The 21700-nt window shown below is 34.2% G+C and carries 21 protein-coding genes and 1 tRNA gene; 19 read left to right on the top strand and 3 right to left on the bottom strand.

Annotation, left to right across the window (positions count from 1 at the left end; translation table 11 throughout):
* Positions 1-67 precede the first annotated feature (67 nt).
* The 9 genes from J2X17_RS16705 (at position 68) to J2X17_RS16665 (ending at position 6399) form a co-directional block, all read left to right on the top strand.
* The gene (locus J2X17_RS16705; protein WP_310300514.1) at positions 68-1066 is read left to right on the top strand and encodes a beta-ketoacyl-ACP synthase III; all 999 of its coding nucleotides are present in this window, start codon (positions 68-70) and stop codon (positions 1064-1066) included.
* A gap of 23 nt (positions 1067-1089) precedes the next feature.
* On the top strand, positions 1090-1575 hold the full coding sequence (gene accB, locus J2X17_RS16700; protein ID WP_310300511.1) for an acetyl-CoA carboxylase biotin carboxyl carrier protein: 486 nt from the start codon (positions 1090-1092) through the stop codon (positions 1573-1575).
* Between the two features lie 99 nt (positions 1576-1674).
* On the top strand, positions 1675-3021 hold the full coding sequence (gene accC / locus J2X17_RS16695) for an acetyl-CoA carboxylase biotin carboxylase subunit (protein ID WP_072969753.1): 1347 nt from the start codon (positions 1675-1677) through the stop codon (positions 3019-3021).
* Between the two features lie 293 nt (positions 3022-3314).
* Positions 3315-3611, top strand: a complete 297-nt coding sequence (locus tag J2X17_RS16690) for a hypothetical protein (protein WP_310300508.1) — start codon at positions 3315-3317, stop codon at positions 3609-3611.
* A 56-nt stretch (positions 3612-3667) separates the two neighbouring features.
* The gene (locus tag J2X17_RS16685; RefSeq protein ID WP_310300505.1) at positions 3668-3964 is read left to right on the top strand and encodes a hypothetical protein; all 297 of its coding nucleotides are present in this window, start codon (positions 3668-3670) and stop codon (positions 3962-3964) included.
* Between the two features lie 26 nt (positions 3965-3990).
* Positions 3991-4281 (top strand): hypothetical protein, encoded by a 291-nt coding sequence (locus J2X17_RS16680; protein WP_310300503.1) that lies wholly within the window; start codon positions 3991-3993, stop codon positions 4279-4281.
* A gap of 31 nt (positions 4282-4312) precedes the next feature.
* Positions 4313-4609 (top strand): PepSY-like domain-containing protein, encoded by a 297-nt coding sequence (locus J2X17_RS16675; RefSeq protein WP_310300500.1) that lies wholly within the window; start codon positions 4313-4315, stop codon positions 4607-4609.
* A 16-nt stretch (positions 4610-4625) separates the two neighbouring features.
* Positions 4626-4922, top strand: a complete 297-nt coding sequence (locus tag J2X17_RS16670) for a hypothetical protein (protein WP_310300497.1) — start codon at positions 4626-4628, stop codon at positions 4920-4922.
* A 127-nt stretch (positions 4923-5049) separates the two neighbouring features.
* A complete protein-coding gene (locus tag J2X17_RS16665; protein WP_310300495.1) occupies positions 5050-6399 on the top strand; it encodes a sigma-54-dependent transcriptional regulator in 1350 nt (449 codons plus the stop codon).
* Between the two features lie 29 nt (positions 6400-6428).
* On the opposite strand, the gene J2X17_RS16660 is transcribed toward J2X17_RS16665, so the two are convergent.
* The gene (locus tag J2X17_RS16660; RefSeq protein WP_310300492.1) at positions 6429-8873 is read right to left on the bottom strand and encodes an ATP-binding protein; all 2445 of its coding nucleotides are present in this window, start codon (positions 8871-8873) and stop codon (positions 6429-6431) included.
* 352 nt (positions 8874-9225) lie between these two features.
* Positions 9226-11127 carry a S9 family peptidase gene (locus J2X17_RS16655; protein WP_310300489.1) on the bottom strand — a complete coding sequence of 634 codons (1902 nt, stop codon included), beginning with the start codon at positions 11125-11127 and terminating at the stop codon, positions 9226-9228.
* A 268-nt stretch (positions 11128-11395) separates the two neighbouring features.
* On the opposite strand from J2X17_RS16655, the gene J2X17_RS16650 reads away from it, so the two are divergent.
* The 10 genes from J2X17_RS16650 (at position 11396) to J2X17_RS16605 (ending at position 21262) form a co-directional block, all read left to right on the top strand.
* Positions 11396-12508 carry an NAD(P)/FAD-dependent oxidoreductase gene (locus J2X17_RS16650; protein WP_310300486.1) on the top strand — a complete coding sequence of 371 codons (1113 nt, stop codon included), beginning with the start codon at positions 11396-11398 and terminating at the stop codon, positions 12506-12508.
* On the top strand, positions 12508-13281 hold the full coding sequence (mtgA, locus tag J2X17_RS16645) for a monofunctional biosynthetic peptidoglycan transglycosylase (protein WP_310300483.1): 774 nt from the start codon (positions 12508-12510) through the stop codon (positions 13279-13281). Before J2X17_RS16650 ends, mtgA begins: the two co-directional genes overlap by 1 nt.
* A gap of 13 nt (positions 13282-13294) precedes the next feature.
* Entirely contained in the window at positions 13295-14218 is a 924-nt protein-coding gene (locus J2X17_RS16640; RefSeq protein WP_310300481.1) for a lipid A deacylase LpxR family protein, read from the top strand.
* 186 nt (positions 14219-14404) lie between these two features.
* Positions 14405-14749 carry a superinfection immunity protein gene (locus J2X17_RS16635; RefSeq protein ID WP_310300479.1) on the top strand — a complete coding sequence of 115 codons (345 nt, stop codon included), beginning with the start codon at positions 14405-14407 and terminating at the stop codon, positions 14747-14749.
* Positions 14750-15007: 258 nt separating this feature from the next.
* The gene (locus tag J2X17_RS16630) at positions 15008-15958 is read left to right on the top strand and encodes a HamA C-terminal domain-containing protein (RefSeq protein WP_310300477.1); all 951 of its coding nucleotides are present in this window, start codon (positions 15008-15010) and stop codon (positions 15956-15958) included.
* The gene (locus J2X17_RS16625) at positions 15955-18465 is read left to right on the top strand and encodes a DEAD/DEAH box helicase (RefSeq protein ID WP_310300474.1); all 2511 of its coding nucleotides are present in this window, start codon (positions 15955-15957) and stop codon (positions 18463-18465) included. Before J2X17_RS16630 ends, J2X17_RS16625 begins: the two co-directional genes overlap by 4 nt.
* 398 nt (positions 18466-18863) lie before the next feature.
* Positions 18864-18937, top strand: a tRNA-Ala gene (locus J2X17_RS16620).
* Positions 18938-19046: 109 nt separating this feature from the next.
* Positions 19047-19811 (top strand): enoyl-CoA hydratase/isomerase family protein, encoded by a 765-nt coding sequence (locus tag J2X17_RS16615; protein WP_310300471.1) that lies wholly within the window; start codon positions 19047-19049, stop codon positions 19809-19811.
* Between the two features lie 133 nt (positions 19812-19944).
* Positions 19945-20397 (top strand): 6-pyruvoyl trahydropterin synthase family protein, encoded by a 453-nt coding sequence (locus tag J2X17_RS16610; RefSeq protein ID WP_310300468.1) that lies wholly within the window; start codon positions 19945-19947, stop codon positions 20395-20397.
* A gap of 121 nt (positions 20398-20518) precedes the next feature.
* Entirely contained in the window at positions 20519-21262 is a 744-nt protein-coding gene (locus J2X17_RS16605; protein ID WP_310300465.1) for a UDP-2,3-diacylglucosamine diphosphatase, read from the top strand.
* A 5-nt stretch (positions 21263-21267) separates the two neighbouring features.
* Here J2X17_RS16605 and J2X17_RS16600 read toward each other — a convergent pair whose 3' ends face one another.
* Positions 21268-21624 (bottom strand): hypothetical protein, encoded by a 357-nt coding sequence (locus J2X17_RS16600; RefSeq protein WP_310300462.1) that lies wholly within the window; start codon positions 21622-21624, stop codon positions 21268-21270.
* Between the last annotated feature and the right edge of the window lie 76 nt (positions 21625-21700).

The following is a 21700-nucleotide window of genomic DNA, read 5'->3' as shown; positions in this document are numbered from 1 at the left end:
TTGTAATTTTCAAGTCTTTTAAAAATTTTTCAAATATGCTGTATTTGAAAAGAAATAATAAAATATAATGAATACAATCACAGCCGCAATTACCGCTGTTGGAGCCTATGTTCCGGACTTTGTACTTTCGAACAAAGTGTTGGAAACTATGGTCGATACTAATGATGAGTGGATTACTACTCGTACCGGAATTAAAGAAAGAAGAATTCTTAAAGATGCTGATAAAGGAACATCGTTTCTTGCCATAAAAGCAGCACAGGATTTAATAGCGAAAGCTAATATTGATCCATTAGAAATTGATATGATTATAATGGCAACAGCTACAGCAGATATGCCGGTAGCCTCTACAGGAGTTTATGTTGCAACAGAAATTGGAGCTACAAATGCATTTGCATACGATTTGCAGGCAGCGTGTTCAAGTTTCTTATACGGAATGTCAACTGCTGCAGCTTACGTGCAATCAGGACGTTACAAAAAAGTTTTATTAATTGGTGCTGATAAAATGTCATCAATTGTAGATTATACAGACAGAGCAACTTGTATTATTTTTGGAGATGGAGCAGGAGCTGTTTTATTCGAACCAAATTATGAAGGCTTAGGCTTACAAGATGAATACTTACGAAGCGATGGTGTAGGTCGCGATTTTCTTAAAATTTCTGCCGGAGGTTCTCTTATTCCAACTTCAGAAGAGACCGTTAAAAACAGACAACACAATATTATTCAGGACGGAAAAACTGTTTTTAAATATGCTGTAACTAATATGGCTGATGCAAGCGAATTGATCGTTCAAAGAAATAATTTGACTAACGAAGATGTAAATTGGTTAGTACCGCATCAGGCAAACAAACGTATTATTGATGCTACTGCAAGCAGAATGAACCTTGAAGAATCAAAAGTATTAATGAATATTGAAAAATACGGTAATACAACTTCAGCAACTTTGCCATTAGTATTAAACGACTTTGAGCACTTATTCAAAAAAGGAGATAATATTATTTTTGCCGCTTTTGGTGGCGGATTCACTTGGGGATCTATTTACCTGAAATGGGCTTACGATAAGAAATAAATTAAAACTAAAAACGAATCATTATGGATTTAAAAGAAATTCAAAACCTAATCAAATTTGTAGCCAATTCGGGAGTTGCAGAAGTAAAGTTAGAAATGGATGATGTAAAAATCACGATTAGAACAACTTTAGAAGGAAACGTAACTGAAACTACTTATGTACAACAATTACCAGCGCAGCAAGCATTGCCGCAAGCTGTCGCTCCTCAGGCTGCTCCAGCTGTTGTTAATGTAACTAGTGAGGCATCTGTTCCGGCTGAAGATTCTAAATTCATTACTATTAAATCTCCAATTATTGGAACTTTCTACAGAAAACCTTCTCCAGACAAACCAGTTTTCACTGAAGTGGGAAGCACTATCGCAAAAGGTGATGTTCTTTGTGTAATTGAAGCAATGAAATTATTCAACGAAATCGAATCAGAAGTTTCAGGTAAAATTGTGAAAATTCTTGTTGACGATATGTCTCCTGTAGAATTTGATCAACCTTTATTCTTAGTTGATCCATCTTAATTTTAGATCGTTAGATTTTTAGATTTTAGACTTTTTTTGAAAGTACTTAAAATCTAATTATCCAATTATCTAATAATCTAATTATCTAATTTTAAAAAGATGTTTAAAAAAATATTAATTGCGAATAGAGGAGAAATTGCACTTCGTGTAATTCGTACATGTAAAGAGATGGGAATTAAAACTGTAGCAGTTTACTCTACAGCCGATGCAGAAAGTCTACATGTAAAGTTTGCTGACGAAGCGGTTTGTATCGGACCTCCTCCGAGTAACTTATCGTATTTGAAAATGTCAAATATCATTGCTGCCGCAGAAATTACAAATGCAGACGCAATTCATCCAGGATATGGATTTCTTTCTGAGAATGCTAAATTCTCAAAAATTTGTCAGGAACACGGAATCAAATTTATCGGTGCCGCTCCTGAAATGATTGACAGAATGGGAGATAAAGCTTCTGCAAAAGCTACAATGAAAGCTGCAGGAGTTCCATGTGTACCAGGTTCAGACGGATTATTAGAATCTTTCGAACAAACACAAAAATTAGCTAAAGAATTTGGTTACCCGGTTATGCTGAAAGCAACTGCAGGTGGTGGTGGAAAAGGAATGCGTGCCGTTTGGAAAGAAGAAGAACTATTGAAAGCATGGGAAAGTGCACGTCAGGAAGCTGCTGCTGCATTTGGAAATGACGGAATGTACATGGAAAAACTTATTGAAGAACCACGTCATATCGAAATTCAGGTTGTTGGAGATTCATACGGAAAAGCATGTCACCTTTCTGAAAGAGACTGTTCTGTTCAACGTCGTCACCAAAAACTTACTGAAGAAACACCTTCACCTTTCATGACTGACGAATTGCGTACTGCAATGGGAGAAGCTGCTGTAAAAGCTGCTGAATTCATTAAATACGAAGGAGCAGGAACTGTAGAATTTCTTGTGGACAAACACAGAAATTTCTATTTCATGGAAATGAATACACGTATTCAGGTAGAACACCCAATTACAGAGCAAGTTATTGATTACGATTTGATTCGTGAGCAAATTATGGTGGCTGCCGGAATTCCAATTTCTGGAAAAAATTATTTACCACAATTACACGCTATCGAATGTCGTATTAATGCTGAAGATCCTTATAACGATTTTCGTCCTTCACCAGGAAAAATTACTACACTTCATATGCCAGGAGGACATGGAGTTCGTTTAGATACTCACGTTTATTCCGGTTACAGTATTCCGCCAAATTATGATTCGATGATTGCTAAGTTGATTACAACTGCACAATCTCGTGAAGAAGCAATCAGCAAAATGCGTAGAGCTTTGGATGAATTCGTAATCGAAGGTGTGAAAACTACAATACCTTTCCACAGACAATTGATGGATGATCCAAGATATATTGCAGGAGATTATACAACTGCATTTATGGATACTTTTAAAATGAATCCAATCGAATAATTATTAAGGCTGTCAATTTTGGGCAGCCTTTTTTTATTTTATTGCATCTTTCTAAACCCGACAGGTTTTAAAACCTGTCGGGTTTTTTGTTCGGTAAACACTTATTGTGTATACTTTTTACACACTTTTTTTTAGAATTACACACTTTTTCATTTTTCATATTTCTGGCACGTTTTTGTTAAGCCCTTAAAAATAAGGGTTTATCCGGTTTGGCGGATGATATTTTAGTTACGGCATAATATTTTCATTACCTAAAGCGTAAAACAACTATTAAATAACTAAATATATACTTTATGAAAAATTTATTCTTATCAGCCGCTATTGTTTTGGGAAGTTTAACTTCATTCGCTTCCACTTCGCCAAAAACAAATTCTATAGTAAAAACAATTTCAATTCAAGATGAATATACTGAGATTAAATTAGAAGAATTACCGGCTCCAATTACTGAAGCTTTGAAAAAAGCATTTCCGGATGCAGTACTTTCAAAAGCATATAAAAATGCAAAATCAGAATACAAACTAGACGTTACAGTAGGAGAAAAAGTAGGTTCTCTTTATGCTAACGCAGATGGATCCTGGATTAAAAAATAATCCAACTTTCAAATTACACTATTAAAAAATTATATACACCAATAAATACTATTATTATGAAAAATTTATTTTTATCAGCCGCAATCGTTTTGGGAAGTTTAACTTCATTTGCTTCAACTTCGCCAATCACAAACACAATCGTAAAAACTATTTCAATTCAAGACGAATATACTGAAATCAAATTAGAAGAAGTACCATCTGCAGTTACAGATGCTCTTAAAAAAGCGTATCCGGATGCTGTTCTTTCTAAAGCATACAAAAATGCAGCCTCACAATATAAATTAGAAGTTGCGGTAGGAGACAAAGTAGGTTCTTTGTATGCTAACGCAGATGGATCTTGGGTTAAAAAATAATCAACTAACTACTAAAAACTATCATTATGAAAAAGTTAATCTTATCGGCAGCCATCTTATTAGGAGGGCTGTCCATGCAAGCGGGAGTTGTTGATGTAGCAAATACAATGACAGAAACTGTAAAATTTCAGGATGAGTATAAAGAAGTTGATGCTGTTCCGGCAGCAATAAAGACAGCTTTAGATAATGCCTATCCGGGAGTTAAACTTGAAAAAGCTTACGTAAACGAAAAGAAGGAATATAAAATTGAGATCACTGTTCGAGGCGAAAAGTCGACTGTTTACACTGATGCTCAGGGAAATGTTCTGAAAAAATAATTATCACTAATTTTTTAAAAATTGTCTCATTATGAAAAAATTAATCTTATCGGCAGCTATCGTTTTAGGGAGTTTGTCAATACATGCCGCAAATAGTATTGTTACAAATGCAATGGTAGTATCAGTAAATATTCAAACGGAATTTACTGAAATCACTTCTGATGCTGTACCAGCCGCTGTGAAATCTACGATTGAAAAGTCTTTTCCGGGAACAAAGCTTGAGAAAGCTTATAAAAACGAAAAGAATGAGTATAAACTGGAGATCGCAACTGGCGATAAAAAGTACACTATATTTACAGATGCTTCCGGTAACATCATTAAAAAATAATTAAAAAAAGAACATTATGAAAAAGTTAATCTTATCAGCCGCAATTATTTTGGGCAGTTTATCAATACATGCAACTACAACTAAACAAGATGCAGCGGTAAAGATTGCTGTAAATGTTCAGGATGCATATAAAGAAGTTGCTAATGATGCAGTTCCAGCTGTTGTTAAAACAGCTTTAGAAACAGCTTATCCTGGCGCGAAGTTAGTGAAAGCTTATGCAAACGAAAAAAAAGAGTACAAACTCGAAATATCAGTTGGTGACCAAAAGGCTACTGTTTACTCAGATGTCAATGGCAATTGGTTGAAAATATAATTAGGTGAATTAGATTTATGTTTTTGGTGAAAAAGAGATTGCGACGTGCAATCTCTTTTTTTTTGCATAATTTTGTGAAAATACAAGTTTAATAGTATTATTTTAGCTAAAAAGTCACTAAAAACAGATGCCACACATATTACTGATAGAAGATGATATTTCGTTTTGTAAATTATTAGAAAAATTTCTAATAAAGAAATCGTACTCTGTAACCGTGGCTTTCTCGGCAGAAGAGGCCCGACTGGCACTGAAGAAAGAATCTTTTGATTTGATTCTTACTGATTTGCGCTTGCCAGATTCTGACGGTATCGGACTTATGTCTGAATTTAAAATCTCAAACCCTGAAATTCCTGTTGTACTGATGACAGGCTATTCTGATGTAAATACTGCAGTAAAAGCCATTAAAAATGGTGCAGCCGACTATATTTCCAAACCTTTTAATCCTGATGAGGTTTTACTGGTAATTACGAACGCTTTGCAAGCTGAGAAAGCTGAAATTCCAACAGAGAAAAAAACTCCAAAAAAGAAAGAAATCACTTCTTCAGAAAATGAATTTGTTAAAGGGATTTCTGTCGCTTCCAAAAAGCTATTAGATCACATTCAATTGGTAAGTCCAACAGACATGTCGGTATTGATTATTGGCGAAAGTGGAACCGGAAAAGAAATTATAGCCAAAAGTATTCATCGCCAGAGTACTCGTAAAAATAATAATTTCATTGCAGTTGATTGCGGAGCGATACCAAAAGAATTGGCGGCAAGTGAATTTTTCGGACATTTGAAAGGATCTTTTACCGGAGCAATCAATGATAAAATAGGGTATTTTGAAGCCGCTAACGGAGGAACTCTTTTCTTAGATGAAATAGGAAACCTTTCTTATGAAAATCAAATCCAGTTATTGAGAGCGCTTCAGGAGCGTAAAATTAAACCTGTTGGAAGCAATAAAGAAATTAACGTCGATATCCGAATCATAACTGCAACAAATGAAGATTTGCGTGAAGCAGTCAAAAACGGTGACTTTAGAGAAGATTTATACCATAGAATCAATGAATTCTCGATTCTTTCTCCTTCATTAAAAGACCGTGAAGAAGATTTAATGGTTTTTGCTGATTATTTTCTTGAAAAAGCCAATCAGCAATTAAATAAGGAAATTATCGGATTTTCTCTAGAAGTGGTCGCTATTTTTCAAAAATACAATTGGCCTGGAAATTTGCGTGAATTGCAAAATTGTGTCAAACGTGCCACATTATTATCGCGTGGAAATTTTATTGAAAGTGATGTTTTACCGGCAGAATTTTTTCAAATTCAGAAGCAGAATTTTCAGAGTTCTAACGAAACTTTTTCATTATCTGAAAATGAAAAAGAAACCATTATTCATGCGTTGTCTAAAACGCAAAATAATAAATCTGAAGCAGCAAAACTTCTTAAAATTACCAGAAAGACACTTTATAATAAATTAAAGCAGTATAATATAGATTAAGCGTTATTGAAGAATAAGGCAAATATTTTTTAAACATTTTCTTCTTTTTGCACTATTCTAAAAAGCGACACTACTTTTGATTGTAGCGCTTTAAAAATATCCTTCAAATCAGAAATTTCAAAATCATTTTTTTCTAAAACTTTTAGGATCTCTCCAATTTCACGTGCTTCTATTTGCTTAAACATGGGAGCAATTCTATGTGCTATTGCATTTATTTCAGCTGTGTTTTCTTCGGCTATGGCAGCTTCCATAGAAGTTAAATTTTCTTCAGTACTTTCCATAAATGATTTTAGAACCTCTTTGAGGGCCTCATTATCATTGCCTAGAAAATCTTTTAAAGAGTCTAATGAATATAAATGTTGCGAGGTTTTTTCTTCGGTATCATGAATAGTAACAACAGGCAATGTGTCATTTTCTAAAATGAGATGAATTGTTTCTAATAATATTTTTGGTGAATACGGTTTTTGAACTACTGTTGTAAAACCTGCCTCAGAGTAGGCAGCGGAAGCTAGATCTGTTCTTCCGGTTAATGCAATTACAGGTTGGTTTTGATAAACATTATTTCCTGCATTTTTTAGCTTTTTCAGAAACATAAAACCATCCATTTCCGGCATTTGAATATCTGTAATCACAAAATCAAATTTGGTATTCTGGAGTGCCTCTAAAGCTTTTGCGGCACTGCTAAAGGATAAAACCTGATGTTTTTCTTGTTTTAAAACACCAGATGTCAGATTCAGAAGATTAATATCATCGTCTATTACAACAAAAGTTTGCGTTTTTGTATGGCGAATTTTCGGTTTTTTTATTTCAACGGTGGGCGTACTGCTAGTATTAAATAATAAAGGAAGTTGGATTTTGAATGTACTTCCTTTTCCAAAAGTACTTTCCAGCGACAAGCTCCCTCCTAAAATTGATATTATTTTTTGGCAAATTGCTAATCCTAAACCAGTTCCTCCATATTTCTTTTCGATGTTTTCGTTTGCCTGAGCAAATTCTTCAAAAACCAATTGCTGATTTCCTTTTTCGATTCCAATTCCTGAATCTTCAATTGTAACATTAAAAAAACGTTCGTCTTCAGCGATTTTTGCTTCTATTTTTATAAAACCTTCTTCGGTGAATTTATAAGCATTTCCGATGATATTACTCAGAATTTGTTTCAATCGAAATGGATCGCCCACAATTTTCGTGTTCAGTTTTTCATCAACATTAATTATTAAATCGATGTTTTTTTGTTTGTATACCGTCTGGATGCTTTTGGCAACTTCATCAATAATCTCAGGGAGGAAAAAAGGCACCTTCTCGATGCTGATTTTTCCGGCTTCAATTTGAGAAAAGTCTAATAAATCCTGAACCAGCTGCGTAATATATTCAGACGAATTTTTAATGTTTTTGATGAAATATGATTGTTTGGTATTGACATCAGAATTGCCCAGAAGCTCTGTGTAGCCTACAATCGTGCTTAAAGGAGTTTTTAAATCATGGCTCACAGTCGAAATAAGCTGTTCACGGCTTTTTAATAAGTTTCGGGTTTTGAAATTGGCAATTTCCAACTGTTTTTTATATAACTGCGATTTCGAATAATCACTGACAATAATAATCGAGAAAACCACTGTCAGCAATAAACCAATAATTGCCGAGGCGGTTACAATTTCATTGACTTTTTTAAGTGATTTTTCCTTGAGTGAATTGTTTTTTATCGAATTAATGATGATTTCCCGTTCGATGATTCGAAGTACTTTTCGGAGTTGATCCGAGATTGCGATTTCGTTTTTCAGTAATTTATTCTCTTCAAAGTTTAGGGATTCCTTCTTCTTTTCAGCACGTAATTTGACAGAACTTAAAAGCTTCTTCGAATTCGCTAAAATGGAATCGGAAGCCTTTTTGCTTAAAGTGTTAGTGCTGTCATCTGGAATATTCTGATTGAGATAATCGACATATTTTTGGAGTACATTTTTTTGATAACTACCTAACTGATTTGGGTTTTTGGTGAAATCCTGAAGTTCTAATTTTCGGAGTTTGAACTCCATTTTGGTGATTTCGTCAATGGCCGAATTTACCGAAACTTCGTCATCACCCTTGTTTTTTATCGTCTTAAGTTGTTTAATGTTATTTGTTTTTTCGCCAAGTAAATAAACGACGCTATCAAGTAATATTTTTTGATATTCTGTAGTTACAATATTTTTTAAAGTATCGATTCTTGCTTTCAGGGAATCCGTTTCTACAAGGTAACTTTTAAAATCTTTTTCAGAATTGGTCTGAATCGTTTTTCGGGCCAAACTCTCCGTTTTATAAACGTTCGAATATAATTTACTGACTTTTAAAATCTTCATTTTTTCTAATGCGATTTTGTCTTCAAGTCTGTTGTAAATCACGTTCTCAGAATATAAAAACCATCCTACAGTCACAACCAAAGCAAGAAGTGCCACATAACTGAAGAGCACTTTCACAGGCATGTAACTTTTTTTGCTTTGCATAGATTGATTTTCTTGGGATTTGGAAGGTTTCAGATTGGAATTCACTGCAATTTATTCAAAAAAATCTGTTTTAAAAAGAGAAATAACACCGAAAGTGTTACATAATTCAAATGTCTTAAAAACAAAATAGCCGCAGATTATATAAAATCTGTGGCTATTAATGTTTTTTTAATCTCTTTATGGTCTAAAAATATTTTAACCACAAATTACACAAATTTCCACAAAATTAGAGAAGATTAATTTGTGAAAATTTGTGTAATTTGTGGTAGATTAAAGTAATGCAATCTTGCAGACTTTAAGTATGTTAAACCAAAATCATCGCTCTTTTAGATCATAATGGTTTATTTTTAAATTATAGCGTTTCGTTCAGCCATTTAAAAAATTCACCCTGCCAAACCTGAGCATTTTGAGGATGCAATACCCAGTGATTTTCGTCAGGGAAATAAACGAATCTACTTTTGATTCCTCTTAATTGAGCCGCCTGAAAAGCTTCTTGTCCTTGCCCAATTGGCACACGGAAATCTTTTCCTCCCTGGAAAATCAAAATAGGTCGGTTCCAATTCTGAACTAAACTTGCAGGGTTAAAAGTTGTGTACGTTTTTTGAGCAACAGCATTGTCTTTTTCCCAATATGCACCACCAAAATCCCAATTATTGAAGAAAACTTCTTCAGTAGTTCCCAACATACTTACGGTATTGAAAACACCATCGTGAGCGATAAAAGTTTTGAAACGGTTGTTGTGTATTCCAGCTAAATAAAATACTGAATATCCTCCGTAACTTGCACCAACACATCCTAAACGGCTTTTGTCAACGTAGTTTTCTTTGGCAACATCATCAATTGCTGAAAGGTAGTCGTCCATAACTTGTCCACCCCAATCTTTACTGATTTTTTCATTCCATTCAACTCCATGTCCGGGCATACCGCGACGGTTTGGCGCAACCACTACATAACCTTTAGCAGCCATTAAGGAGAAATTCCAACGGAAAGAATACGATTGTGTCAACGCGCTTTGAGGTCCTCCTTGGCAAAATAATAAAGTTGGATATTTTTTTGAAGCATCAAAATTTGGAGGTAAAATTACCCAAACCAACATTTTTTTACCGTCAGTAGTGGTAACATAACGTTTTTCAGTTTTGCTTAAAGCTAATGTTTTGTAGGTGTCTGTATTTACATTTGAAAGTTGTTTCCAGATATTTTTCTTCAAATTAAAAGAATAAATTTCCGGAGCGTGATTCATGTCATTTCTCGTAACGATAATGTTATCTCCAGCAAAACCCACTAAATCATTAACATCAAAATCACCATTTGTAATTTGACGAACCTGAATTGCTATTTTTGTCAATCCTGGAAAGTTCACAATAAAAAGTTGTTTTGTCCCATCAACTGGTGCAACAAAATAAACGTTTTTGCCATCTTTACTCCAGATAAAATTATCTACAGTTCCGTCCCAATTTGCCGTAAGGTTGGTTTTGATCCCTTTAAAGTCAACTATAATGTCATTTTTATCAGCTTCGTAACCGTCACGTTTCATTTGCAGCCAGGTCAAATTTCCTGTTGGAGAAAATTGTGGAGCTGTATCATAACCTAAATTATCTTCAGTTCTGTTGATCGTTTTTTGAGTTTCTAAATTGTACTCGTAAATATTGGTGTTTGTAGAAATCGCATAGTCAGTTCCTGCTTTTTTCTTGCACACATACAAGATGCTTTTTCCGTCAGGAGACCAGATATAATCTTCGTCGCCACCAAAAGGTTTTTGAGGAGAATCAAAGTTTTCGCCTTTTAGAATGTCAATTCCGGCTGCACCTTCTTTGTTTTCTTTATAAAAAACGTGGTTGAATTTCCCTTCGTTCCAGGTATCCCAATGACGGTAATCTAAACCATCATAAATTTGAACGTCTGATTTGGTAAGGCTTGGATAATAATCTTTCCCTAAAACTTTTTCCAGTTTAACCTCTTCGTTATACACTAAAAATTTTCCGTCAGGAGAAACATTTTTGTCCGCCAAGACCCCTTTAGTGTCTTTGATTTCAGTTGCAGTTCCGCCATTTACTGGCAAAATATAAAATTTTGAAGATGATTTGTTTTCTTCTACAGAAGGAGTAGAAACTTTAAAAACAACATTTTTTTCATCTTTCGAAAGTCCAAGTGCACTCACTCTTCCTAATTTCCATAACAATTCTGGTGACATCACATTCTGTCCGATAGCGTTTAAACTCATCATTATTAGGGTTGTAAATAAAACTTTTTTCATAATATAATTCTAATATTCGTGGGGCTAAAAATACAACATTTAAATTCCAATAATTTAAAATAAATCCCAAAAAATAAATCCCAAATTCCAATGTTGTCGCCGTGAGCGAAGTGGAATGGCTTGTGTATCAAAAAGAGGCTTCGACTCCGCTCAGCCTGACATGTGAAGAAGATTCAGTCTAAAATAAATAATGATGTTTGGAATTTGGAATTTCAAACTTTAAAATTTATTTCTTACATTGGAATTTATTTTTTAGCATAAAAAATTTATGGAATTAAGTTATTGGGAACTTAAAAACTGGTTCACGAATGTTGATTACACGATTGTAGGAAGCGGAATTGTAGGTTTACACGCTGCATTGCGCTTGCGCGAAAGATTCCCAACGGCGAAAATTCTGGTTTTGGAAAAAGGAATGTTACCACAAGGCGCCAGTACCAAAAATGCCGGTTTTGCCTGTTTTGGGAGTATTTCTGAAATTATGGAAGATCTCAAAACACATACGGAAGAAGATGTGATTGCCTTAATTGAGAAACGCTGGCAGGGTTTGCAATTGCTCCGAAAAAGATTGGGAGATGCTGCAATAGATTTCAGGCCTTATGGCGGATACGAACTTTTTTTGAAAGAAGACGAAAGAGGTTTTGAGGATTGTGTGGCGCGATTGCCTTTTATCAATGAAATTTTAAAACCACTTTTTAAAGCCGATGTTTTTACCAAAGAAATTGACCGATTTGGTTTTGAAAACATTCAGGAATATTTAATTTTTAATCCGTTTGAAGCGCAGATCGATACCGGAAATATAATGCAGGAATTGTTGAAACAAGCCGTTGCTGCAGATATCCTGATTTTGAATCAGCAAACCGTAACCGGATATTCAGATTTAGGAAATCAGGTTGAAATTGTATTGAATGACTTTAATTTTACGTCAAAAAAAATATTGTTCGCAACAAATGGTTTTGCAAATGCGTTGACAAAAGGAGCAGTTCAGCCTGCAAGAGCACAAGTTTTGATTACAGAACCAATCACGAATTTAGATATTAAAGGAACTTTTCATTTAGATAGAGGTTATTATTATTTCAGAAATATTGGCGATAGAATTCTCCTTGGCGGAGGCAGAAATCTTGATTTTGAAACTGAAAATACAACTGAATTCGGGCAAACGAAAATCGTGCAAAATAAGTTGGAAGATTTGCTGAAAAATGTAATTTTACCAAATCAGGATTTTCAGATCGCCCATCGTTGGAGCGGTATAATGGGAGTAGGGAACAGTAAGAAGCCGGTTGTGTCCCAACTTTCTGAAAACGTGTTTTGTGGAGTGCGTTTAGGAGGGATGGGCGTGGCAATAGGAAGTTTAATAGGAACAGAATTAGCAGATTTAATATAATGGCAGCAACCAAAAAACCAGCACCAAAAAAAACAACAGCAAGCAAAGCAAAACCAACAACGAAGAAAAAAACGAATCGTTCATTTGGTGAGAAAGTCAAATGGTTTTTTATTAAACTATGTTTATGGTTTTTCGGATTGTCGATTGCATCGGTTATCATTTTCAAATATGTGCCGGTGCCTTTTACACCGCTAATGGTCATTCGGGCTATTGAAAATAAAATGGCTGGAAAAGAAGTTTATTTTGACCATGATTGGGAACCAATTGAAAAGATTTCAATGAATCTTCAAAAAGCCGTTATTGCGAGTGAAGACGGAACTTTTTTATATCATAATGGTTTTGATTTCAAAGCGCTTCAGAAAGCCTATAAAAGCAACGAACGTGGCCGCCGTATTCGAGGAGGAAGTACGATTTCGCAGCAAACCGCCAAAAATGTTTTTTTATGGCAGGGAAAAAGTTATTTGCGTAAAGGATTGGAAGCTTACTTCACCGTTTTAATCGAAATTATTTGGGGCAAAGAACGTATCATGGAAGTTTATTTGAATAGTATCGAAATGGGGGATGGTGTTTATGGTGCATACGCTGCAACGGAACATTGGTACCGTCGCGACGCTTCGAGTTTAACCGCAATGCAAGCCGCAGGAATAGCCGCTATTTTACCAAATCCGAGAAAGTTTAAAGCAACAGGATCTTCAAGTTATATTAACAGACGCAAAGAAAGGATTGTTCGCGAAATGCGTGCTGTTGGAAAAATAAATTATAATGCGAAGTAAAAAGAGCTTTTTGATGCTCCTGATCTTAACGTCGGCTTTGAGTTTTGGACAGGCGAAATCTATGGAATTTGGTTTTATTTCGGATAATGATTTATACACATCGTCAAAAAATGATATGTATTATACGAATGGTTTAGAACTTTTTGCCCGATTTTTATCGAAGAATAACAACGAAAAAATCAACAAAAAAATAACCGAATTTCGTTTAGGACAATACATTTACAATCCGAGATATATTAATGAAGCAGCTGCGAATAATAACAATCGCCCATTCACCGGTTATCTTTTTGCCGAGGCCGGACGCAGTTTTTTCTACAACAGCGAATCGGTTTTGAAGACTGATTTTCAATTGGGTTTCATGGGGCCAAATGCCTTTGGACGAGAAACGCAGGAAAGTTTCCACCATCTTATTGGCTATAAAAATGTATATGGTTGGGGAAATCAGTTGCATAATGCTTTAGGTCTTCAGGCGCATGCATTATATTCAAAGAAATTATTTCCGAATAAACATAACGATTTTATCGATCTTCATTTTCAGTCGGAAGGAAATCTGGGGACTATTTTTACCGGACTTTCCACAGGACTCTTAACCCGAATTGGATTTAAAAGATTGCTACCAATTTACGATTCTAATTTGCACGATGCTTCGGTGAGTGCACAGCCGCAATACAATGTGCGTGAGTTTTATTTCTACGCAATTCCGAGTGTCAACTACCAGTTTTACGACGCTACAATTCAGGGAAGCATGTTTAACGACACGAGTCCGGTAACGTTTGATTTAGTGCCGTGGCGTTTTAATGCCGAGGCTGGTTTGAAATTCCGCCACAACAGTTTTAATATGTCTTATTCTTTTATTTATCACGGTAAAGAATTGGAAAGCCATGATGTTACGGGATCTTTTTATGGGTCGATTCGATTAGGGTTTTTGATTAAGTAATTTTATTGCAGGACGTTTTTTTAACCGCAAAGTTCGCTAAGGGATTACGCAAAGAACGCGAAGTTTCTTTGTCGGTGAGGTCGCAAAGCTGCAAAGTTCTGCCACAATCTTGTCATTTCGATCCCGAGGCTTCGGGAGAGAAATCCCCGCAAGTAGCTCGACAAAGTTTTTTAATTCAATCAAATTATGAAAAAAAATTACTCTTTTACTCTCCTCGCCTCACTAACCTCAAGCCTCATCCAAGCCCAAACAAAAATCAACCTTCCATTTGAAAATCGTGAGCTAACTATTGAAAAAGTAATGGCAGGAGCAGTCGTGTTATTTGTTTATTTTATACCAACCATCATTTTATGGAATAAAAGAAACAGCAAATACTTATTCGTGTTCAATCTTCTTACCGCATGGACAGTGCTTTGCTGGTTTATTTCTTTTGTTTGGGCGTTACAAATAAACAGGCAACATGTAAGAATTTTGGCTGAAGAGAGGAAAATTAGGAAAAGAGATAAAAATCTTAAATCTTCTACAACTTAAGTTTAAATCTCAGATTGTTTTTCAGGTAAAAGTACGTAGTCGATTGGATTGATAAAAGGTTACTTTTGATTTAGATTTTGTTAATATGGTTTTCCGTAATGGGATGGTGAAATAAATAAAGATATTTGTTTTTGTTTTAGAACGATGATTTTTTAAAACTCAGTAATTAGTTGTTTTTATTAGCTTAGTTTTAATTCACAAATTTTTGAAATTTATAGTAAAATTAAATGAGAAATAATTAAGAAATATGAAAACAATATGAGTTGGATTGACGATTCTATTAAAAACTTACTCATTAAAGGAGAAGGAGAAATATTTTCCCGTATTGAAACTATAGGTGTTAATCTTGATATTACAGGCACCCAAGCAAAAGCTTATTGCTACGGTCTAAAACTAGATGCCCAAGGCAATCCAAGAGTTAATGATTTAATTGAATTCGTAACTACAAAATTAATTGATTATTCTATACCAAAGAAATTACAAGATGAAGCTAAAGAACAATTGATTAAAACTGGCTCGTCTGCAAAAATCTTAGAACTTGCAAAAAGAGCAAAGCTATTATTTACCGATTTAGAAAAAACGGGTGAATTTGGAGAGATGTTGCTATATATATTAGTGCAAGAAATTTTGGAATTGCCTCAACTAATAAGTAAAATGTCCTTAAAAACATCTGGGCAATTGCATTATCAAGGAGCTGATGGGATTCATGTTAAATATGACAAATTTGATGACTCTCTTTCTTTGTATTGGGGAGAGTCCAAAATGGAACAAACAATATATTCAGGTTTAAGAAATTGTTTCATAAGTTTAAAATCATTTTTACTAGACACTTATGGCCATGATTCAACCCAAACGAGAGATTTGCATTTAATAACGAGTAATATTTCCGAGAATATTAATAATCCGGACCTTGAAGATATTTTGGTCAGATACTTTGATTTGAATGATGATTTATCTAATAAACTCAAATATAAAGGCGTTTGCTTTGTTGGATTCGATTCTTCTCATTACCCAGCTTCTCCTTTGGAGAAAACAACAGAAGATATAATTAAAGCATTTGAAAAAGAAGTTAGCAGTTGGTTAAATAGTTCAGCAACTCAAATTAAAAATCATGTGAATTTGGAAAAATTTGAAATTCATCTATTCTTAATTCCATTTCCATCGGTGCAGGATTTTAGAACTCATTTCCTAAAAGCGATAGCTAAATGATAGCCCACAAAATTTTTAATCTTGAAAGCTTTAAAAAGCAATATAGAGCCGTTTTAGCTTTGTCAGTTTGTAATACGATAAAAAATCTAAAATGGGAGGAAGATGTTGAAGTATTAACTCAACAAATAAATTGGAATAACTTATTAGGTATAGCCAGTGTTTTGAGCTATTCAGATTCAAGTGAGCACCTAGAGGCAGCATTACGAATAGCGCAAACAAGTTTATATACTAATCCAAATGAAAATCAAAAAACGGCATCCGTAATAATCTTAGAAAACTTAACAAATATTCCAGCATTAAAACTTGCAGTAAAAAGAGGCTTAATTAAAAGTAACTATGAAGATGATTTACCTCTCCCTTTTAAATTACAAACCAACAAAATAAAAATTGAGCATTCAATTTTAATAGACGAAAATGTTATTTCTTTAAATAGATTTCAGAAAAAAGTTTTCGATTCATCAAAAATTAATAATTCAATCAGTATATCGGCACCTACATCTTCTGGGAAATCCTTCATTTTATATCAATTGTTGCTTGAAGAACTCAAAAGAAAGGGAGTAAATATTGTATATATTGTGCCTACTAGAGCATTAATTAGTCAGGTAGAGGATGATTTGAGAATTCTTTTAAAAAAGAATAACATTGAAAATGTAAATCTAACCACCGTTCCTCTACAATCGGTTGAGAATGGAGAAACAAATCTCTATGTTTTTACACAAGAACGCCTTCATTGGTATCTTTTGCAATCTGAAAATTCGAAAATTGATTTTTTGCTTGTAGATGAGGCTCATAAAATTGATAATAGCAATAGAGGTATTCTATTGCAAAGAAAAATTGAAGAAGTAATTGATTTGAATCCCGATGTAAGATTATTTTTTTCTAGTCCATTCACTTCAAATCCTGAAATTCTTCTAGAAAATATTGGGATAACTCAATCAAAATCTACTATCAATACTGAATTTGTAGCTGTTAATCAAAATTTACTTTATGTAACTCAAGTAAAAGGAAAACCTAAAGAATGGGAAATTGAGTTGATTTTAAAAGATGGCAAAATTAAGATAGGTATTATAGAATTAGAAGATAGGCCAACAAATGAGGCAAAGAAAATAGCATTGATTACTGCTGCGATTTCTAGTGGAAACAGCGGTAATTTAATTTATTCAAATGGTGCTGCAGAATCAGAAAAATTTGCAAAAATATTAACTGAGCTTGTACCAAAAGACTCTAGTGATACAGAAATCAAAGAGTTGATAAAACTCGTTAAAACTACAATTCATAAAGATTATGTTCTAAGTAAGGTACTTGAATATAAGATAGCTTTTCATTATGGAAATATGCCTTTATTGGTTCGCCAAGAGATAGAGAGACTTTTTAAGGATAATAAAATAGAATATCTTGTTTGCACCTCAACTTTACTTGAAGGAGTTAATTTGCCTGCAACAGCAGTTTTTATTAGAAAGCCAACAAGAGGAAAAGGTAAGCCATTAAATGAAAATGACTTTTGGAATTTAGCAGGACGAGCAGGAAGATGGGGTAAAGAATTCAGTGGTAATATTATATGTATTGAACCTAATGAATGGGGGATAAGACCTTCACCCGACAAAAAGAAGCAAAAAATTGAAAAGGCTCTAGAATTCTTGGAACAGCATAAAGCAACAGAATTATTAAAATATATTAAGGATGGTAGCCCAAGAGATGAAGCTGAAAATAATCAAGAATTTGAATTTGCATTTAGTTATTATTATTCGAAATATTTGAAAGGTAAATTAATTGCTGATACGAATTTTAACTCAGAATTGATTTCTCAATTTGATATAATTAGACAGTCCATAGAAATTCCGAACCAAATAATTTTCAGAAATCCTGGGATTTCACCAATTGCTCAACAAGAATTATTAGATTATTTCGAAACAAAAATTAATGAATTAGAAGACTTAATTCCAGTTTATCCCGAAGATGTTAATAGTTATGAAGAATATATTAAACTCATTGGTAGAATTGGAAAAACGTTAGCAGCATTCCCTCCTATATTAAATCCTTCAAGGGCTATTTTACTAATTAATTGGATGTCTGGAAAACCACTTTCATATCTAATAAATAGCTCCTACAATTCTTATAGAAAAAAACAGCCAAATATTTCTATTGATAAAGTTTGTCGGGACACAATGGAAGAAGTCGAAAATTTTGCTAGATTCAGATTTGCAAAAGAGTCAAGTTGTTATATTGATATTTTGAAATATTTTTTAAATTTTATTAATAGAAATGATTTAGTCGAAAGAATTCCTGATTTGAATTTATGGTTAGAATTTGGTGTCTCGCAAACGACTCAATTATCTCTTCTTTCACTAGGACTTAGCAGGAATACAGTAATTGCATTAACGGAATTTATTACTAAAACTAATTTAAGTAAATCGGAAAGTATGGAGTGGTTAAAAAATGCCGACTTAAATAAGTTAGATTTATCCTCAATTATGATTCAGGATATTGAAAAGGTATTAACTAAATAAAATTAGACATATAAACTGTTGATAATTAATGGTTCAATTGTATTCCGATAGAGCAGATTTACAATCCGTATACAGAAATTAAATTCAGAACCTAAAGAAATCCCGAAACTAAAATTTCCGGATTTGTTATTTAAGGAATTTAGTCAAGTCGTTTAAGTTGAGAACCTCAAACTAAATCCACAACCCAACTCAAACATCTTACAAAAACAAAACCCTCTAATCTAGCCCCGATGGAAGCGGTATCCTTTTTCTTCCGCCCGTAGCGGAAGAAAAAGATATAGCGGACAGCGGGACAGGTCGTCTTTTGAAAACGAAACTTCTGCTCCTGAATATTTATAGAAAATTCGATATTAAATTTTGTTTTTTGAAAATTAATTGACTTTATTTGCTAACGCTTTGGGGGATTAGCTCATTTGGCTAGAGCGCTTGCCTGGCAGGCAAGAGGTGATCGGTTCGAATCCGATATTCTCCACAAAAAAACCGTATCACTTTATTGTGGTACGGTTTTTTTTATTTAATTAGAAAAGGCTTCAGGTGAAAATAGTTGCCAAAACCGTAACTTTACGTTCAAATCTATTTTTATGAGTTTAGAAAATCAAAACGGTTCTTTATATACGAGTTTTCAAAATGCCGTTGCGACGGTGCAATTTGGGCATCCGGCGAGTAATTCTTTTCCGCGTGAATTGTTGAATCGTTTGACATTAGAAATTAATGAGTTAAGCCGAAATGAAGCGGTTTCGGTAATTGTTTTGCAGAGCGAAGGTTCGAAAGCGTTTTGTTCCGGTGCTTCGTTTGATGAGCTTTTGCAAGTGGAAAATGAGGAGCAGGGAACAGAATTTTTCTCGGGTTTTGCCCATTTGTTAAATGCCATGCGAAATTGTTCTAAATTAATTGTGGGCCGCGTTCAGGGAAAAGCAGTTGGAGGTGGAGTCGGAATTATTGCAACCTGCGATTATGTTTTGGCTACGACTGAAAGTGCCATTAAATTATCTGAACTGGCGATCGGTATTGGCCCGTTTGTTATCGAACCGGCGGTTTCTCGTAAAATTGGTAAAACGGCTATGACCGAAATGACATTGGCAGCAACGGATTGGAAATCGGCTGAATGGGCTTTAGAGAAAGGACTTTATGCGTCGCTTCATACTGCAGATGAATTGGATGCTGCGGTTGAAAATTTTGCTCAAAAACTAAGTTCATACAATCCGGAAGCTTTATTCGAAATGAAGAAAATCATTTGGGAAGGAACTGAGCAATGGGAATCGATATTGATTGAGCGCGCTGCAATTACGGGTAAATTAGTTTTGTCTGATTTTGCCAGGGAAGCTTTGACACAGTTTAAGAAGTAAAAAAAGAAATCCCAATTAAAAAATTCCAAATTCCAATATGAACTCAATGCTTGGAATTTGGAATTTTTCTTTATTTGGAATTTATCATTAAACGGTTATTAATTCGTAAATTTGCAACCTAAAATTCAAATCGATGAGTAATATCAGAATTACAAAACAATTTAATTTCGAAACCGGGCACGCTTTATACGGTTACGACGGAAAATGCAAAAACGTTCACGGGCACAGTTATAAATTGTCGGTAACAGTTATTGGTTCGCCAATTACGGACCGGTCAAATGTGAAATTCGGAATGGTAATTGATTTTTCAGATCTAAAGAAAATTGTAAAAGAAGAAATCGTCGATCAGTTCGATCATGCGACTGTTTTTAACGAAACTACACCGCATATCGAATTGGCAAATGAATTAAAAAATCGTGGTCATCATGTGATTTTGGTTGACTATCAGCCTACAAGTGAAAATATGGTGGTTGATTTTTCTAAAAGAATCATCGCTCGTCTTCCTGCCGGAATTGCACTATTTTCCCTTAAACTTCAGGAAACAGAATCGTCGTTTGCTGAATGGTATGCAAGTGATAATCAGTAGAAATTCCAAGTTTTAAATTCCAAATTCCAATCCTTAGATTTCGCTCAGGATGACAATAGGACTAAAGTCTAAAATTCTAAGAAGTCTAAGAAGTCTAAGATCTAACAATCTAAAAATCTAAATGAAAAAAATATATTTCGCTTCTGATCAGCATTTTGGTGCTCCAACTCCCGAATCGAGTTTACCGCGCGAAAAGAAATTTGTCGCCTGGCTGGATGAGGTTAAAGAAGATGCGGAAGCTATTTTTTTATTGGGTGATTTGTTTGATTTCTGGTTTGAATATAAAACAGTTGTTCCAAAAGGTTTTGTACGCATTTTAGGCAAACTGGCCGAAATTCGCGACAGCGGAATTCCGATTTACTTTTTCGTTGGAAATCATGATCTATGGATGGACGATTATTTTGAAACCGAATTGAATATTCCGGTTTATCATGATAACAAAGAATTCACTTTTAACGGAAAAACTTTTTTAATTGGTCACGGTGACGGAAAAGGTCCTGGTGACAAAGGCTATAAAAGAATGAAAAAGGTATTTACGAATCCGTTTTCAAAATGGCTTTTTCGTTGGCTGCATCCTGATGTTGGCGTTAGTTTAGCACAATATTTATCGGTTAAAAACAAACTGATTTCGGGAGACGAAGATGTGAAATTTTTAGGAGAAGAGAATGAATGGCTAGTTTTATACGCCAAACGCAAACTCGAAACCAAACACTACAATTATTTTATTTTCGGACATCGTCATTTACCAATGATTATTCCGGTTGGAGAAGAATCTAAATATGTGAATCTTGGCGACTGGATTGGTTATTTTACTTACGGCGTTTTTGATGGCGAAACTTTTGAGCTTAAGAAATTCGAAAAGTAATTCGTCTAATTCATTCCAGGTCCATAGACATATTCGTCAAGTTCTATTCTGAATAAAGAACCTTCGACTAAATCTTTAATCGATTTTAATTCTTTAATGGAAACTGCTAAATCTATTTGAGCGCAAGGCGTTTTGAGTAGAAATTTATGGCAGGAATTTTTTAATTCGCAAGCTTCACAACAAGCATTTTCAATCATGCTGTCTTCGATTAAATCGCAAAAATGATTTAATTCCTGAACCGTAAAATAGAATCCGGTTTCTTTAAAAACCAATTGAACTTTATCTGTAATGGTTTCGTTTTCCTTTTTCCAGTAAAAGGCAATTCCAAAATTGTTGTGGTATAATTGTTCGATTTCTTTCATTGCAAATCCTTTTGTTGCAACAAATATAAATATTATTTAAATTAATTCTAAATAAACATTCTTAAAATTTTGGAAA

Origin of the sequence: Flavobacterium aquidurense (assembly GCF_031458035.1) — a bacterium.
In the GTDB taxonomy this organism is placed as follows: Bacteria; Bacteroidota; Bacteroidia; order Flavobacteriales; family Flavobacteriaceae; genus Flavobacterium; species Flavobacterium aquidurense_C.
The sequence above is the reverse complement of the archived record's forward strand: the minus strand, read 5'-3'. Positions and strand labels throughout refer to the sequence as shown.